Origin of the sequence: Demequina sp. NBRC 110054, from assembly GCF_002090115.1 — a bacterium.
GTDB lineage: Bacteria > Actinomycetota > Actinomycetes > Actinomycetales > Demequinaceae > Demequina.
Map to the genome: position 1 here is coordinate 356,345 of NZ_BBRK01000004.1, position 16,280 is coordinate 372,624.

10 protein-coding genes are annotated in these 16,280 nt (G+C 69.3%); 5 read left to right on the top strand and 5 right to left on the bottom strand.

The features are described 5' to 3' along the window. Window positions 1–5 precede the first annotated feature (5 nt). Complete coding sequence (locus B7K23_RS01670) at window positions 6–809, top strand: PP2C family serine/threonine-protein phosphatase (RefSeq protein ID WP_084124548.1); 804 nt, start codon at window positions 6–8, stop codon at window positions 807–809. Next, window positions 806–1,525, top strand: a complete 720-nt coding sequence (locus tag B7K23_RS01675) for a hypothetical protein (protein WP_084124550.1) — start codon at window positions 806–808, stop codon at window positions 1,523–1,525. The genes B7K23_RS01670 and B7K23_RS01675 overlap by 4 nt, the downstream gene beginning before the upstream one ends. Before the next feature lie 302 nt (window positions 1,526–1,827). Here the strand turns inward: B7K23_RS01675 and B7K23_RS01680 are convergent, their stop codons facing one another. From B7K23_RS01680 to B7K23_RS01700, 5 genes are all read right to left on the bottom strand, one after another. Continuing rightward, window positions 1,828–5,703 carry a DNA-directed RNA polymerase subunit beta' gene (locus tag B7K23_RS01680; RefSeq protein WP_084124552.1) on the bottom strand — a complete coding sequence of 1,292 codons (3,876 nt, stop codon included), beginning with the start codon at window positions 5,701–5,703 and terminating at the stop codon, window positions 1,828–1,830. Window positions 5,704–5,728: 25 nt separating this feature from the next. After that, complete coding sequence (gene rpoB / locus B7K23_RS01685) at window positions 5,729–9,208, bottom strand: DNA-directed RNA polymerase subunit beta (RefSeq protein ID WP_084124554.1); 3,480 nt, start codon at window positions 9,206–9,208, stop codon at window positions 5,729–5,731. 802 nt (window positions 9,209–10,010) lie between these two features. Then, a complete protein-coding gene (gene rplL, locus B7K23_RS01690) occupies window positions 10,011–10,397 on the bottom strand; it encodes a 50S ribosomal protein L7/L12 (RefSeq protein WP_084124556.1) in 387 nt (128 codons plus the stop codon). Window positions 10,398–10,454: 57 nt separating this feature from the next. Further along, window positions 10,455–10,976, bottom strand: a complete 522-nt coding sequence (gene rplJ / locus B7K23_RS01695; protein ID WP_084124558.1) for a 50S ribosomal protein L10 — start codon at window positions 10,974–10,976, stop codon at window positions 10,455–10,457. Between the two features lie 270 nt (window positions 10,977–11,246). Further along, the gene (locus tag B7K23_RS01700; RefSeq protein ID WP_234996366.1) at window positions 11,247–12,326 is read right to left on the bottom strand and encodes a histidinol-phosphate transaminase; all 1,080 of its coding nucleotides are present in this window, start codon (window positions 12,324–12,326) and stop codon (window positions 11,247–11,249) included. A 187-nt stretch (window positions 12,327–12,513) separates the two neighbouring features. On the opposite strand from B7K23_RS01700, the gene B7K23_RS01705 reads away from it, so the two are divergent. The 3 genes from B7K23_RS01705 to B7K23_RS01715 are packed head-to-tail and all read left to right on the top strand — an operon-like array spanning window position 12,514 to window position 16,211. Beyond that, complete coding sequence (locus tag B7K23_RS01705) at window positions 12,514–14,556, top strand: CocE/NonD family hydrolase (RefSeq protein WP_084124562.1); 2,043 nt, start codon at window positions 12,514–12,516, stop codon at window positions 14,554–14,556. A 24-nt stretch (window positions 14,557–14,580) separates the two neighbouring features. Continuing rightward, entirely contained in the window at window positions 14,581–15,360 is a 780-nt protein-coding gene (locus B7K23_RS01710; protein WP_084124564.1) for an IclR family transcriptional regulator, read from the top strand. Then, complete coding sequence (locus tag B7K23_RS01715; RefSeq protein WP_084124566.1) at window positions 15,357–16,211, top strand: carbon-nitrogen hydrolase family protein; 855 nt, start codon at window positions 15,357–15,359, stop codon at window positions 16,209–16,211. The genes B7K23_RS01710 and B7K23_RS01715 overlap by 4 nt, the downstream gene beginning before the upstream one ends. The last annotated feature ends 69 nt before the right edge of the window (window positions 16,212–16,280 follow it).

Genomic DNA, 16,280 nt, shown 5'->3' on the forward strand with positions numbered 1-16,280 from the left:
GTCGCATGACCATTCTGACCCTCGGCACCGTCACGCTCAGCGTGGGCGCCGCGACCGACCCTGGCATGGTGCGCCCGCAGAACGAGGACGCGTACCTCGCGGACGGCCCGGCCTTCGTCGTCGCCGACGGCATGGGCGGCTACGAGGCCGGCGACCAGGCGAGCGCCGCCGTGGTGGAGGCGTTCAAGGACCTCGTGCCCGGCCCCGACTACGGCACGTACGCCCAGGTCGAGGGGGCGCTGCGCGAGGCGAGCACCCGGGTCGCCGCGGTGGCCTCGGCCACGACCGTCGGCGCGGGCAGCACCGCGACCGGAGCGATCCTCACCGAGCACGAGGGCCACCCCACGTGGCTCGTGTTCAACGTCGGCGACTCGCGCGTCTATCGGCACAGCGGCACCCAGCTCGCCCAGGTCACAGTGGACCACTCGCTTGGGCGCGAGCTCGTCACCGCCGGCGAGATGCGAGAGGAGGACCTCGCGTCCTTCGCGCACAAGAACGTCATCACGCGCGCGATCGGCGCGACCGACAGCGCCGCGGACGCGTGGCTCGTTCCCGCCGTCAACGGCGAGCGGCTCATGCTGTGCTCGGACGGGCTGTACGGCGAGGTCGCCGACGAGACGATCCGTGCGGTGCTCACGCTGTCGGGGCGTCCCGGTGAGGCGGCCCGCAGGCTCGTGAGCCTCGCGAACGAGAGCGGCGGCCGCGACAACATCACGGTCGTGGTGGTCGACGTCCTGTCGGGCGCGGATCCGGTCCAGGCGACGAGCACCGATGACGTGGCCTCGGACACCCTCCGGCGGCGCCGATGACCGCCGACGGCCACGGCCCCCAGGACGATGAGGAGCGGCCGGACGAGCAGCATCGTCCTAGCGTTCCGAACGAGCCGCCGGACGATGCGACGGTGGTCTCGCGTCGTCCCGCCGCCACCTCGCCCGGTGACGGGGGGAACGAGGCCTCCGAGGGCGACGCTCGCGAGGAGCCCACTGGCGCCCCGACGGAAGGCGCGGGCGACGCCGGTGTCGATCGCACCGTGATCTCGACGCGACGGGCGGGCGCGCAGGGGCTCGATGACGACGAGGACCCGACCGTGATCGCCTCCCGGTTCGCCGCGCCTGCGGCGGACACTCCCGATCCGCTCGTCGTGAGGGCGCCCCGCAGAGGGGCGCCCGAGCCGGACGTGACGCTTCCCGGCAGCAGGCGGGCGCGGCTGCGGGACGACAGGGTCGCGGGACGCAGGCGCGTCATCACGCCGCCGCCGTCCCTCACCCTGCATACGGAGCCCGCGGCGACGACGCCGAGCGCGCCTCCTGCATCCGTCATGGACGCGCCCCAGGGGCCGCCCGCGCCGGGATCCGCCGAGGCTCGCGCGCTCGAGGCACGCCCTGACGGGACCGAGATCAGGTCGGTGTCGAAGCGCAGCAGGCGCGGCGCGCGGGCGACCATCGCTGTGCTGGTCGTCGTCAGCATCCTCTCGGCGCTGGGGTTGGCGGCCATCGGAGCAGCCGTGGCTCTCGTCCTCGGCTGACGGGGCCCGACCGGCGGGGAGCGCCTACCAGCGAGCGCGATGCATCGCCCAGGCGGTGATGCCGGAGCACAGGACGATGGACATCCCTGCCCACCACGCAAGGAACGTGGCCATGTCGGCACCTCCTTCCGTCTACCAGTGCCTTCACCCGACCTATCGGTCCGCTGCGGTCATTGCACAGGAATGGCGTGCGTCGTGACTGAAAGTCCACAAGCTGAGCACGGGGGCGGCGCGGTGAGGGCCCGCGCACGCACGAGGGCCCGGCCACCTTGCGGTGACCGGGCCCTCGTGTGAGGCGATTCTTAGTCGCGCGGGATGTCGAACTCCTCGAGGCGCACGGCCTCGCCGGTGCCCTCCGAGAAGTACTGGCCGTCCCACTCCTCGTACCCGAAGGACGGGAACAGGTTGGACTTGGCCTCCTCGGTCGGGTTGACCGTCGCCGTGCGGTACTGGGCGAGGCCCGTACCGGCGGGGATCAGCTTTCCGAGGATGACGTTCTCCTTCAGACCGATCAGCGGGTCCGACTTGCCGGACATCGCCGCCTCGGTGAGGACACGCGTGGTCTCCTGGAACGAGGCCGCGGACAGCCACGAGTCGGTCGCGAGCGACGCCTTCGTGATGCCCATGAGCTCCGGACGGGCCGAGGCGGGCTTGCCACCCGCGACGACGGTCGCACGGTTCGCGGTCTCGAAGCGGGCGCGCTCGACGAGCTCACCCGGCAGCAGCGGGGCGTCGCCCGAGTCGAGCACCGTCACGCGACGGAGCATCTGACGGACGATGACCTCGATGTGCTTGTCGTGGATCTCCACACCCTGCGAGCGGTACACGTTCTGCACCTCGTCGACCAGGTGCTTCTGAGCCGCACGCGGGCCGAGGATGCGCAGGACGTTCTTCGGGTCCACGGCACCGGCGACAAGCTGCTGGCCGACCACGACGGACTCGCCGTCCTGGACCAGCAGGCGCGCACGCTTGGTGACCGGGTACTCGATCGGCTCGTCGCCGTTGTCGGGCGTGATGACCAGTCGCCGGGTCGCCTCGGAGTCGTCGACACGCATGACGCCGGCGACCTCGGAGATCGGGGCCTCACCCTTGGGGGTACGGGCCTCGAAGAGCTCCTGGACACGCGGCAGACCCTGCGTGATGTCGTCCGCGGACGCCACACCACCGGTGTGGAACGTACGCATGGTCAGCTGGGTGCCGGGCTCACCGATCGACTGCGCCGCGACGATGCCGACAGCCTCGCCGATGTCCACCAGCTCGCGGGTCGCGAGCGAGCGGCCGTAGCACTTCGCGCAGGTACCGACGGCGGACTCACAGGTGAGCACGGAGCGCACCTTGATCTCGTCGATGCCGGCGGCGATCAGCTGGTCGAGCATGACGTCGCCGATGTCCGACGCCGCGGTGCCGATGACGTTGCCGTCGGCGTCCGCGACATCCGTCGCAAGCGTGCGGGCGAAGACCGAGGTCTCCACGCGCTCGTGCTTCACACGCTCGCCGGAGCCCAGGACCTGGGCGATCGGCATCTTGAGGCCGCGCTCGGTGCCGCAGTCCTCCTCGCGCACGATGACGTCCTGCGACACGTCGACCAGACGACGGGTCAGGTAGCCCGAGTCTGCGGTACGGAGAGCCGTGTCCGCGAGACCCTTACGAGCGCCGTGCGTCGCGATGAAGTACTCGAGGACGGAGAGGCCCTCGCGGTAGTTCGACTTGATCGGACGCGGGATGATCTCACCCTTCGGGTTCGCCACCAGGCCGCGCATACCGGCGATCTGACGCACCTGCATCCAGTTACCACGGGCACCCGAGCCGACCATCGTGTGGACGGTGTTGTACTCGGGGAAGGACGCACGCATCTCGCGGTCGACCTCGTTCGTGGCCTGGGTCCAGATCTCGATGAGCTCCTGACGGCGCTCGTCGTCGGTGATCAGACCGGTGTCGAACTGCACCTGGACCTTCTCGGCCTGAGCCTCGTAGCGCTCCAGGATCGCCTGCTTGCTCGCGGGCGTCGCGACGTCGCTGATGGCGATCGAGACACCCGAGCGGGTCGCCCAGTAGAAGCCGGCGGCCTTGAGGGCGTCGAGCGAGGCGGCGACCTCGACCTTCGGGTACCGCTCCGCGAGGGTGTTGACGATGTCGCCGAGCACCTTCTTGTCGACGTTGCGGTTCACGTAGGGGTAGCTCACCGGCAGGGTGCCGTTGAAGAGCGAGCGGCCCAGCGTCGTCTCGAGCATGAACGGCTCGCCCTCGACGTAGCCCTCGGGCGCCACCCAGCCGCGCGGCGGGACGGTGTCGCCGTCCACGCGGAGCTGGATCTGCGTGTTGAGGGTGATGTCGCCGGCGTCGAGCGCCATGATCGCCTCGGCCTCGGTCGCGAACACGCGGCCCTCTCCCTTGACGCCCGGCTTGAGGAGCGACAGGTGGTAGAGACCGATGATCATGTCCTGCGAGGGCATGGTCACCGGGCGGCCGTCCGACGGCTTCAGGATGTTGTTGCTCGACAGCATGAGCACGCGGGCCTCGGCCTGCGCCTCAGCCGACAGGGGCAGGTGGACAGCCATCTGGTCACCGTCGAAGTCGGCGTTGAACGCGCCGCAGACGAGCGGGTGCAGGTGGATGGCCTTGCCCTCGACGAGCTGGGGCTCGAACGCCTGGATGCCCAGACGGTGCAGGGTGGGCGCGCGGTTCAGCAGCACGGGGTGCTCGCGGATGACCTCCTCGAGCACGTCCCAGACCTCGGAACGCGAACGCTCGACCATGCGCTTCGCCGACTTGATGTTCTGCGCGTGGTTGAGCTCCACGAGACGCTTCATCACGAACGGCTTGAACAGCTCGAGCGCCATCTGCTTGGGCAGACCGCACTGGTGCAGCTTGAGCTTCGGGCCGACCACGATGACCGAACGGCCCGAGTAGTCGACGCGCTTGCCGAGCAGGTTCTGACGGAAGCGACCCTGCTTGCCCTTGAGCATGTCGGAGATCGACTTCAGCGGACGGTTGCCGGGGCCCGTGACCGGGCGACCACGACGGCCGTTGTCGAACAGCGCGTCCACGGCCTCCTGCAGCATGCGCTTCTCGTTGTTCACGATGATCTCGGGGGCACCGAGGTCGAGCAGGCGCTTGAGGCGGTTGTTGCGGTTGATGACGCGGCGGTACAGGTCGTTGAGGTCGGAGGTCGCGAAGCGGCCACCGTCCAGCTGCACCATAGGACGCAGGTCCGGCGGGATGACCGGGACGGCGTCCAGGACCATGCCCACGGGCGAGTTGGTCGTCGTGAGGAACGCGTTGACCACCTTGAGGCGCTTGAGCGCACGGGTCTTCCGCTGGCCCTTGCCGTTGGCGATGATGTCGCGCAGCAGCTCGGCCTCGGCCTCGAGGTCGAAGTCCTTCAGGCGCTGCTGGATCGCCTCGGCGCCCATCGAGCCCTTGAAGTACGAGCCGTAGCGACGCGAGAGCTCGCGGTACAGCAGCTCGTCGCCCTCGAGGTCCTGGACCTTGAGGCTCGCGAAGCGGTCGAAGACCGCGTCGAGGCGCTCGATCTCGGCGTCCGCGCGCTTGCGCAGGTTCGCCATCTCACGCTCGGCGCCGTCCTTGACCTTGCGCTTCACGTCGGCCTTGGCACCCTCGGCCTCGAGCTCGGCGATGTCCTTCTCGAGCTTCTCGGCGCGGTTGTTGATGTCCACGTCGCGCTGGTTGGCGATGAACTTCTTCTCCTTCTCCAGCTCGTTGCGGAGCTGGGGAAGGTCCTCGTGGCGGCCGTCCTCGTCAACCGACGTGACCATGTACGCCGCGAAGTAGATGACCTTCTCGAGGTCCTTCGGGGCGAGGTCAAGCAGGTAGCCGAGGCGCGACGGGACGCCCTTGAAGTACCAGATGTGGGTGACGGGCGCGGCCAGCTCGATGTGGCCCATGCGCTCGCGACGCACCTTGGAACGGGTGACCTCCACGCCGCATCGCTCGCAGACGATGCCGCGGTAGCGGACACGCTTGTACTTGCCGCAGCCGCACTCCCAGTCGCGCGTCGGGCCGAAGATCTTCTCGCAGAAGAGTCCGTCCTTCTCGGGCTTCAGGGTGCGGTAGTTGATGGTCTCCGGCTTCTTGACCTCGCCGTGGGACCACTCGCGAATCTGCTCCGCGGTGGCAAGACCGATGCGGAGGTCGCCGAACTCGTTGACGTCGAGCACTGTCGATTCCTTACCTCTCGAAAGATCAGATCTCGTCGACGCTCGAGGCGTCGGGGCGGCTGGACAGGGAGATGCCGAGCGACTCGGCTGCCTGGTACGCGTCCTCGTCGGACTCGCGCATCTCGATCACAGAGCCGTCGTGGCTCAGGACCTCGACGTTCAGGCACAGCGACTGCATCTCCTTCATCAGCACGCGGAAGGACTCCGGAAGGCCCGGCTCGGGGATGTTCTGCCCCTTGACGATGGCCTCGTAGACCTTGACACGACCGGTGACGTCGTCCGACTTGATGGTCAGCAGCTCCTGGAGGGCGTATGCGGCGCCGTATGCCTCGAGCGCCCACACCTCCATCTCACCGAAGCGCTGGCCGCCGAACTGCGCCTTACCGCCCAGCGGCTGCTGGGTGATCATCGAGTACGGACCCGTGGAGCGGGCGTGGATCTTGTCGTCCACCAGGTGGTGGAGCTTCAGGATGTACTTGTAGCCCACGGTGATCGGCTCCGGGAACGGCTCGCCTGAGCGGCCGTCGAAGAGCTGCGCCTTGCCGTTGTCGCCGACCAGGCGGTCGCCGTCACGGTTCGGGTTGATGTGCTCGCGGAGGCCGTTGAGGACGTCCTCGTGCAGACCGTCGAACACCGGCGTGGCGATCGGGTTGCCAGGCTCGGCGGTGCGCGCGCCGTCGGGGAGGTGGTCGGTCCACTCGCCCTTGGCGTCGGTCGCGTCCCAGCCGTTCTTGGCGAGCCAGCCCGAGTGCGTCTCGAGCACCTGGCCGACGTTCATACGACCGGGCACACCGAGCGGGTTCAGGATGACGTCGACCGGCGTGCCGTCCGCGAGGAACGGCATGTCCTCCACGGGCAGGATCGTCGAGATGACGCCCTTGTTGCCGTGACGGCCGGCGAGCTTGTCGCCCTCCATGATCTTGCGGCGCTGCGCGATGTAGACGCGGACCAGCTGGTTGACGCCGGCGGGCAGATCGTCGCCGTCCTCCTCGGTGAAGACGCGGACGCCGATGACGGTGCCGGACTCGCCGTGGGGGACCTTGAGGGACGTGTCGCGGACCTCGCGGGCCTTCTCGCCGAAGATCGCGCGCAGGAGGCGCTCCTCCGGGGTCAGCTCGGTCTCACCCTTCGGGGTGACCTTGCCGACGAGGATGTCTCCCGCGCGGACCTCGGCGCCGATGCGGACGATGCCGCGCTCGTCGAGGTCGGCGAGCACCTCCTCCGAGGCGTTCGGGATGTCGCGGGTGATCTCCTCCGGACCCAGCTTGGTGTCGCGGGCGTCGACCTCGTGCTCCTCGATGTGGATCGAGGAGAGGACGTCGTCCTGGACGAGGCGCTGCGAAAGGATGATCGCGTCCTCGTAGTTGTGGCCCTCCCAGCACATGAACGCGACCAGCAGGTTGCGTCCGAGTGCGAGGTCGCCCTCGTCGGTGGCGGGACCATCGGCGATGACCGAGCCCTGGACCAGCGCGTCGCCCTCGTTGACGAGGACACGCTGGTTGTAGCTGGTGCCCTGGTTCGAGCGCTCGAACTTGGCCACGCGGTACGAGCCGGTGGTGCCGTCGTCGTTCGCGACGGTGACCAGGTCAGCGTTCACCTCGGTGACGACACCGGGCTTCGACGCCACGACCACGTCACCGGCGTCGATCGCCGCGCGGCGCTCCATGCCGGTGCCGACGAGCGGCGCCTCGGAGCGGACCAGCGGGACCGCCTGGCGCTGCATGTTCGCGCCCATGAGGGCGCGGTTCGCGTCGTCGTGCTCGAGGAACGGGATCAGGGCCGTCGCGACCGACACCATCTGGCGCGGCGAGACGTCCATGTAGTCCACGGCGTCCTTCTGCACGAACTCGACCTCGCCGCCCTTGGCGCGCACCAGGACGCGCTCCTCGGCGAAGTAGCTCTCCTCGTCGAGGGGGGCGTTCGCCTGGGCGATCACGAAGTGGTCCTCGTCGTCCGCGGTGAGGTAGTCGACCTGGTCGGTGACCTGGCCCTTGACGACCTTGCGGTACGGGGTCTCGACGAAGCCGAGCGGGTTGATGCGACCGAACGACGCGAGCGAGCCGATCAGACCGATGTTCGGACCCTCAGGGGTCTCGATCGGGCACATGCGGCCGTAGTGCGACGGGTGGACGTCACGGACCTCCATGCCGGCGCGGTCGCGCGAGAGACCACCGGGGCCGAGCGCCGAGAGGCGGCGCTTGTGGGTCAGACCCGCGAGCGGGTTGTTCTGGTCCATGAACTGCGACAGCTGCGAGGTGCCGAAGAACTCGCGGATCGCGGCGACGACCGGACGCGTGTTGATGAGCGTCTGCGGCGTGATCGCCTCGACGTCCTGCGTGGTCATGCGCTCGCGCACCACGCGCTCCATGCGCGACAGGCCCGTCCGGATCTGGTTCTGGATCAGCTCGCCGACCGCGCGGATGCGGCGGTTGCCGAAGTGGTCGATGTCATCGGTCTCGACGTCGATCTCGGTCTCGCCGATCGTGAGCTTCTTCATGCCCGCGTGCGCCGCGGCGATGTACTTCACGGTCGCGACGATGTCGTCGACGCCCAGCGTCGAGTCGCCGAGGGCCTTGCCCACGCCGAGCTTCTTGTTCAGCTTGAAGCGGCCGACCTTCGCGAGGTCGTAGCGCTTGGAGTTGAAGTAGAAGTTGTCGAGCAGGTTCTGACCGGCCTCGACCGTCGGGGGCTCGCCCGGACGGAGCTTGCGGTACAGGTCGACGAGCGCCTCGTCCTGCGCGTGGACGGTGTCCTTCGAGAGGGTGTCGAGCACGGCCGGGAAGTCCGCGAACTCCTCGGCGATCTGCTCGTCCGTGAGGCCCAGCGCCTTGAGGAACAGGGTGACGGGCTGCTTGCGCTTGCGGTCGACGCGCACGCCGACGGCGTCGCGCTTGTCGATCTCGAACTCGAGCCACGCGCCGCGCGAGGGGATGACCTTCGCCGTGAAGATGTCCTTGTCGGACGTCTTGTCAGGGGTGCGCTCGAAGTACACGCCGGGCGAGCGGACCAGCTGGGAGACGACGACGCGCTCCGTGCCGTTCACGATGAACGTGCCGCGCTCGCTCATGAGCGGGAAGTCGCCCATGAAGACGGTCTGCGACTTGATCTCGCCCGTGGTGTTGTTCATGAACTCCGCGGTCACGAAGAGCTGCGCGGAGTAGGTGAAGTCCTTCTCCTTGCACTCCTCGGGAGTGTGACGCGGCTCCTCGAAGTACGGGTCCGAGAAGCTCAGCGACATCGTCTGCGCGAAGTCCTCGATCGGAGAGATCTCCTCGAAGATCTCCTGGAGGCCGGCAACCTCCGGTACGTCGTTCCTGCCCGCTTCCTTCGCGGCTGCGACGCGGTCCTGCCAGATCTGGTTGCCGAGCAGCCAGTCGAAGGACTCGGTCTGCAGACCGATAAGGTTGGGGACCCCGATCGGCTCAGCAAGCTGAGCGAACGAGATGCGTCGAGACGCGGAGCGGTTGGAGATGGCGGTTGCCGAAGGGGTGCGCGAGGCAGCCAAGGGCGGGTCCTTCCCTGTGATGATCGTGCGTGTACACGTCGTCCAGCCACGGCTCCACCGGATCCCGGGGCGTTTCCGTCGGGTGACGGTCGCACGCCGGGTAGGCATCTGAGGGCAAGGCAAAAGACAGCGCGGTCGCTAGACTAACGCGGAAACGCACGATTGTCCACCTCGCGTGGACCCCCGTCAAGAGTGCCGCGCGGTTCGGTTCACAAATGTCACCAAGGCCACGACCTCTTGATTTCCTGGCAAGGACCAGTCTGCCCTGCTTCGCGGCCGATTGCGAGCCGATCCGCGCCCCATGCGCTGCGCACGGATTCCCACGCGGCACGCGGGCGTGTCGCCCGTCCCGGCGGCGTGTCGTCGGCGTGTCCCCTCCGGTTCCGTGCGGGGTGCATGGCGGACCAGCGAGCGCGGCTCGGCCGACATGCGCCGACATGCGCCGACATGCGCCGACAGTCTGAACCAATTCGAACGTCGACACGCCAGCGTGTCGCGGGCCGTCGCCGCGTGTCGTCGGGGTGTCGCCTCCGCAGTGGTGCGAACTGCCGGACGCAACGGGGACTATGCGGCGGCGGGGTCCGAACACGGAACGGGGACGATGCGGCGGCCGGGTCCGAACACGGAACGGGGACGATGCGGCGGCCAGATTCACTGGACCCGACCGGTGGGGGACGCCGGCGATGCCAGCCAGGGCTGGCGCATCGTCCATGGGAAAGAGCAAGGCCGGGCCGTTCCTTGCGGAACGACCCGGCCTCAGCCAACCAGCGGCTATGCCGCGCGGAGCGCGGCGCCGCGTGAATTACTTGAGCTCGACGGTGGCGCCGGCGCCCTCGAGGGCCTCCTTGGCCTTCTCGGCGTCCTCCTTCTTGGCACCCTCGAGCACAGCCTTGGGGGCACCGTCGACGAGAGCCTTCGCCTCGCCGAGGCCGAGGGAGGTCAGCGCGCGGACCTCCTTGATGACCTGGATCTTCTTGTCGCCAACGGCGGTGAGGATGACGTCGAACTCGTCCTTCTCCTCGACCTCAGCAGCGGCCTCGCCGCCGGCGGGGGCAGCAACGGCAACGGCGGCCGGGGCGGCGGCGGTGACCTCGAAGGTCTCCTCGAACGCCTTGACGAACTCGGACAGCTCGATGAGGGTGAGCTCCTTGAACGCCTCGATGAGCTCCTCGGTGGTGAGCTTAGCCATGGTGGTTTCCTTATCTCTTGCCTGCGTGAAGCAGATGTGTGTAGTGGGGTGCGGCCCTTAGGCCGCGTCTTCCTGCTTCGCACGCAGGGCGTCTGCGGCGCGCGCTGCCTGAGCGAGCGGCGCCTGGAACAGGTACGCAGCACCAAAGAGCGACGCCTTCATGGCGCCGGCTGCCTTGGCGAGGAGCACCTCGCGGGACTCGAGGTCCGCCAGCTTGTTGATCTCGTCAGCCGAGATCGTGTTGCCGTCGAGAACGCCACCCTTGATGACGAGCTTGTCGTTCTCCTTGGCAAAAGCCTTCAGACCCTTTGCGGCAGCCACCGGGTCACCGGTGACGAACGCAATGGCCGAGGGGCCGACAAGAAGGTCGTCGAGACCCTCCACACCGGCATCCTTGGCCGCGAGCGCCGTGAGAGTGTTCTTGGCGACCACGTAGGTCGCCTCGCCGCGGAGCTCACCGCGCAGCTTTGCGAGCTGCGGAACGCTGAGGCCGCGGTACTCGGTGATCATGACAGCGTTGGAGGCACGGAACTGGTCCGCGAGCTCCTGGACTGCCGCCACCTTCTCGGGCGTCGCCATAGTTGTCCTTTCAGGGAAAGTGACCGCTGGAGCTCACCCCACACATGGGAAAGGCCCCGCGCAGGCGGGGCCGTGGCTCAACGCGCCGAACACACGAAAGGCGGCCGCAGGGCCGCCCAAGGGTTCGCACACGGAGTGCTACTTTCTCACCTGCGCTGGTCCCCCACTGCTGTGGAGCTTCGGTCGTTCCTGGCGAGCCAGGTCCGACAACCGGCGGTCTTGGGCGGGTCAACTGTACACGCCGCAGGCGGGACCGCGCAACCGAGCCGCCTACCCCGCAGGCGCGGTGGCAGCGAGCGCGCACGCGGCGATGACCGCGTCGGTCGCGTCGGACGAGCCGACGGTGATGCGCACGCCCTCACCCTCGAACTCGCGCGCCGAGATCCCATTGTCGTACAGGACTCGACCGAGCGCGTCGGTCGAGTCGCCCGCGGCGACCCACACGAAGTTGCCCTGGGCGTCGGGCACGTCCCAGCCCTGGCCCCGCAGCGCGGCCACGAGCCGGTCGCGCTGCGCGACGACGTCTGCGACGCGCTCCGCGAGCTCCCCCTCCGCCTCGAGCGAGGCGAGCGCCGCGGCCTGGGCGAGCCCGGTGACGCCGAAGGCGATCGCCATCCTGCGCATCGCGGCGGCGAGGCCGAGCGGAGCGACGCCGTAGCCGATCCGCATCCCGGCGAGCCCCCACGCCTTGGAGAAGGTGCGCGCGACGACGAGGTGAGGGTAGGCGGCGAGCAGCGCGTCCGCGCGCGGGCCGTCCTCGCTGCGGTCGAACTCGCAGTACGCCTCGTCGAGCAGCACAGCGACATCCGTCGGCACGGCCTCGAGCAGCGCGACCATCTCCTCGTGGGTCACGGTCGTCCCGGTCGGGTTGTTGGGGCTGCAGACCATCACGAGGCGCGTCGCGGGCGTGACCGCCGCCGCGAGCGCCGGCATGTCGTGGCGCCCACCCTGCGCGAGCGGCACCTGTACCGGGGTCGCCCCGGCGGCGACCACGAGGGAGGGATAGGCCTCGAACGAGCGCCATGCGTAGACGACCTCGTCGCCGGGCCCGGCCACCGCGCGGATGAGCTGGGACAGCACCTCGGACGAGCCCGAGCCGACGACGACGCGCCCCTCCTCGACACCGTGGCGCTCCGCGAGAGTCGCGACCAGGGCCGCCGCGGTCCAGTCGGGGTAGAGGTGCGCGCGGGAGGCCGCCTCCGCGATCGCGTCGCGGACCGAGGGCAGCGGACCGAGCGGCGACTCGTTCGACGACAGCTTATACGTGCGGCCAGGCCCCGCGGGAGCGGGCCGGCCCGGTCGGTACACGGGGAAGCGGTCCAGGTCGCCACGAAGTCGAGGGGCGCTCACGAGGTCCTCCTGGGGTCCGGTCTGTCGTCGTCGCCCGCGGGCGAGCGGGCGTGCACGGTCGGTGTATCGCGCGCGCATCGGTCCTCCGTGGGACCTTCTCGCGGCGCCGGAATCCGAGCGATTCCGTCACGAGTATGCAACACGTGTTGTTGCATACTCATCACATCCCGGATGAATCGAGACGCGCATGATGAACAACGACGGTGCCGCGTTCGCCACGCGCACCACGACCGACCTGCCCTACGAGGTGCGACGCGAGCGCACGGAGACCGTGATGGCCGACGGCACGCGGATCGCCGTCACGCTGTGGCTGCCCGTGCGTGAGGACCCGTGCGGCGTGGTGCTCGAGGCGATCCCGTACCGCAAGGACGACGTCTCGGTCATCGACGACGAGACCCGGTTCCCCTACTTCGCGGGCCACGGCGTCGCCTGCGCCCGGATCGACCTGCGCGGCTCGGGCTCCTCGACCGGCGTCCTGATGGACGAGTACACCCCGACCGAGCAGCGCGACATCGTCGAGGTGGTCGAGTGGCTCGCCGCGCAGGAGTGGTGCAACGGCTCCGTCGGGATGATCGGCATCTCGTGGAGCGGGTTCAACGCGCTCCAGGTCGCCGCGCTCCGCCCGCCGGCCCTCAAGGCGATCGTGACGGTCAGCTCCGCCGATGACCGCTACGACAACGACGTGCACTACCTCGGCGGCGTGCCTCTCGCGTTCTACATGAACCTCTGGGGCTCCGCGCTGCACACGTTCAACATGCGGCCGCCGATCCCCGAGCTCATGGGCCCCGACTGGCGCGACGAGTGGGCCACGCGCCTCGCGGCGAACACCGACATGACGTCGCTGTGGCTCTCCCACCCCTATCGCGACTCGTACTGGAGGCAGGGCTCGGTGTGCGAGGACTACGCCGCGATCGAGATCCCGGTGCTCGCCGTGGGCGGCTGGGCCGACAACTACACCGACACCGTGCTGCGCCTCATCGACCACCTGCCCGGGGTCGCCAAGGGCCTGATCGGGCCGTGGGGTCACACGTGGCCCGAGCGCCCCGAGCCCGGGCCCGGCATGGACTTCCTCCACCACTGCATGCGGTGGTGGGACCGCTGGCTCCACGACGAGCCCACGGGCGTCGAGGACGATCCGACGCTCAGCTTCTACCTCCAGGACTACGTCATGAGCGCCGAGGACCTGGCGCATCGTCCCGGTCAGTGGCTCGGGGTCGACGACCGCGCGTCGGCGGTCACGGAGACGATGCTCGGGCTGGGCGAGGACGGGCGCCTCGGCGTCTCGGCCCCCGAGGGGACGATGCTGGACTACACGGGCTCGCTCGTGGTCGGCATGCAGGCGAGACACCCGCTGCCGATGGGCGTCGCGACCGACCTTCCCCCGATCCAGGACGACGACGACGCGCGCAGCCTCGTGTTCGAGACCGACCCGCTCGAGTCGCCGCTGTCGATGCTCGGGAACGCGGAGCTTCACCTGCGGCTCACGACGACCACCACGACGGGCCTCGTCTTCGTGAGGATCACCGACGTCGACGCCGACGGCCACTCGCACCTCGTCGCGCGCGGGGCCCTCAACCTCACCCATCGGCGGGGCCACGCCCCCGAGGACGTCGCGCCCCTCGTGCCGGGCGAGTTCGAGGACTACGTCGTCTCCCTCAAGTCCACGTCGTACCGCTTCCCCGCAGGCCACCGGCTGCGCGTGGCGGTCTCGACGTCCTACTGGCCGTGGCTGTGGCCCGGCCCCGACGTGACCTCGCTGCGACTGGACCTCGCCGCATCGTCCCTGTCCCTGCCCGTGCTCGACGCCGAGGCCGAGACGCTGGTCGACGTCGACCTCGGCGAGCCCGTGATCGCGCCGCCGCCTGCCGTCGCGATGTCGGGCGACCAGGGCTCGTACTGGCGGACGGAGAGGGACGACGACGGCACCGTGACCGTGCGCAAGGGCTACACGGGCGCGAGCCGGGTCGTGTTCCCCGAGGGCTGGGGCGTCGAGTACCTCGTGGACGGCGTGGTGCTCTCGCTCAAGGAGAACGACCCGCTGAGCGCGTCGATGGAGCGCCGGATCGCCCAGGCATACACTGGCGACCGCCATCGGGTGCTGATCGAGCACGAGACGTCCATGACGGCCACCCGAGGAACCTTCGAGGTGTCGATCGACTCGACGGTGACTCTCGACGGCGAGCTGGTGCTGAGGGAGCAGTCCACGAGGTCGGTGCCACGTGGGCTCTAGGGGGCCTGGGGGCAAGGGGGAAGAATGACCGCGAACGCTTCGTCGTCGCTCGATCGAGCGCTGAGCCTGCTGATGGCCTTCGCCGACCCGGACAGCGAGCAGCGGGTGTTCACTGTGTCGGCGCTCGCGGAGCGCATGCAGATGGACAAGGCCCAGGTCTCGCGCACGCTCGCGACCTTCGCGCAGTACGGGCTCGTGGAGCGGCTCGAGAACAGGCGCGGCTACCAGCTCGGGTGGGCCTCGATCCACCTCGCGGGGAAGGCGATGATCGCCCAGACCATGAGCGCGATCTATCCCGAGCTCGCGGTGCTCTCGGCCGAGGTCGAGGAGACGGTGTGGATCGCCGTCCGGTCCGGGTCGCGCGGCATCGCGCTCGAGACGTTCGAGCCGGACCGCTCGCTGCAGGTCCGCATCGTGCCAGGCAAGCCGTTCCCTCTCGTGGGGTCCGCGATGGGCGAGGCGCTGCTGTCCCAGTCGTGCGACGACGATGTGCGTGCGCTCCACAAGGGCTCCCCTCGCCCCCGGGGCGGCTCGCTGCCGACCGTCCGCGAGACGCTCGACCGGGTCGCCCTCGCGCGTGAGCAGGGATACGGGCTCGTCGTGGACGAGCGCGCGGAGCAGGTGACCTCGCTCGCCGTGCCGATCGTCGACGTCGGCAACTACAGCGGCCGGGTGTTCGCGGCGATCGCGATCTCCGCTCCGGACGCGCGCTTCCCCACGGACAGCACCGCGCTGCGCGAGCGGCTCCTGGAGATCGCGTCGAACGCGAACGCCTTCCTCGAGGGGCGGAGCGCGGGAGCGTGAGGATCGCGCTGCCCCGCGTCGAGAACCTCGGCCTCACCGGGGAGTCGCACCTCGACGCGGTCGCGGCGCTCGTCGAGCACGTCGCCTCCGACGGCGACGTCGACCTGGTCGTGCTTCCCGAGCTCTCGGTCACCGGATATCCGACGTATCGCGACCTCGACGAGGACCGCGCGAGGGTCGCCGCGGTCTCCGAGCGCGCGGACACCGGCACCGCGGCGATGCGCTTCAGGGTCCTTGCGGCCGCGCTCGACGTGAGCGTCGTCTACGGGATGAGCGAGCGCGCGAACCGACGCGTGTACAACTCGCTGGTGCACGTCGACCCCTCGGGCACGCTGTCCACGTACCGCAAGGTGCACCTCACCGCGGCCGAGGCGCAGCTGTGGGACGCAGGCGATCGCGCGCGGGTCGTGAGGACCACGGCGGGCGACAGCATCGGCCTCGCCGCGTGCCACGACAAGACGTTCCCCGTGCTGTTCAAGCGGCTTCGCGAGTTCGGCGCGGAGATCGCCGTGGTCTCCTCGGCCTGGTCGTCCTTCCCCGGCAACGACGACGTCACGGGCGACGTGTGGGCGGAGCAGTCCGAGCTCTTCGACAGGGCGCGCGCGGCCGAGACGGGGATGATCGTCGTCTCCACCAACTACGCCGGGCCCAAGTCGCCCGGCTCCGCGGACCGCTTCTGCGACGGCCGCCGCGTCGTCGACGGTCTCGGCAGGCTGCTCACCCCGATCGCGCACGCGGGAGGCGCCCCCGTCTGGCAGGTCGACGCGGCGCAGTCGCGACGCGGTTTCGAGGCGGTCCACGACGGCGATTTCTTCACGCGGGACCGCCGCCGCATCCGTCGCTCGATTTAACGAGGAATTAACAGTTTCGTGCTCGATGACACGTCACTTACGCCTGTCTAAGATGCTACATTCGCAACA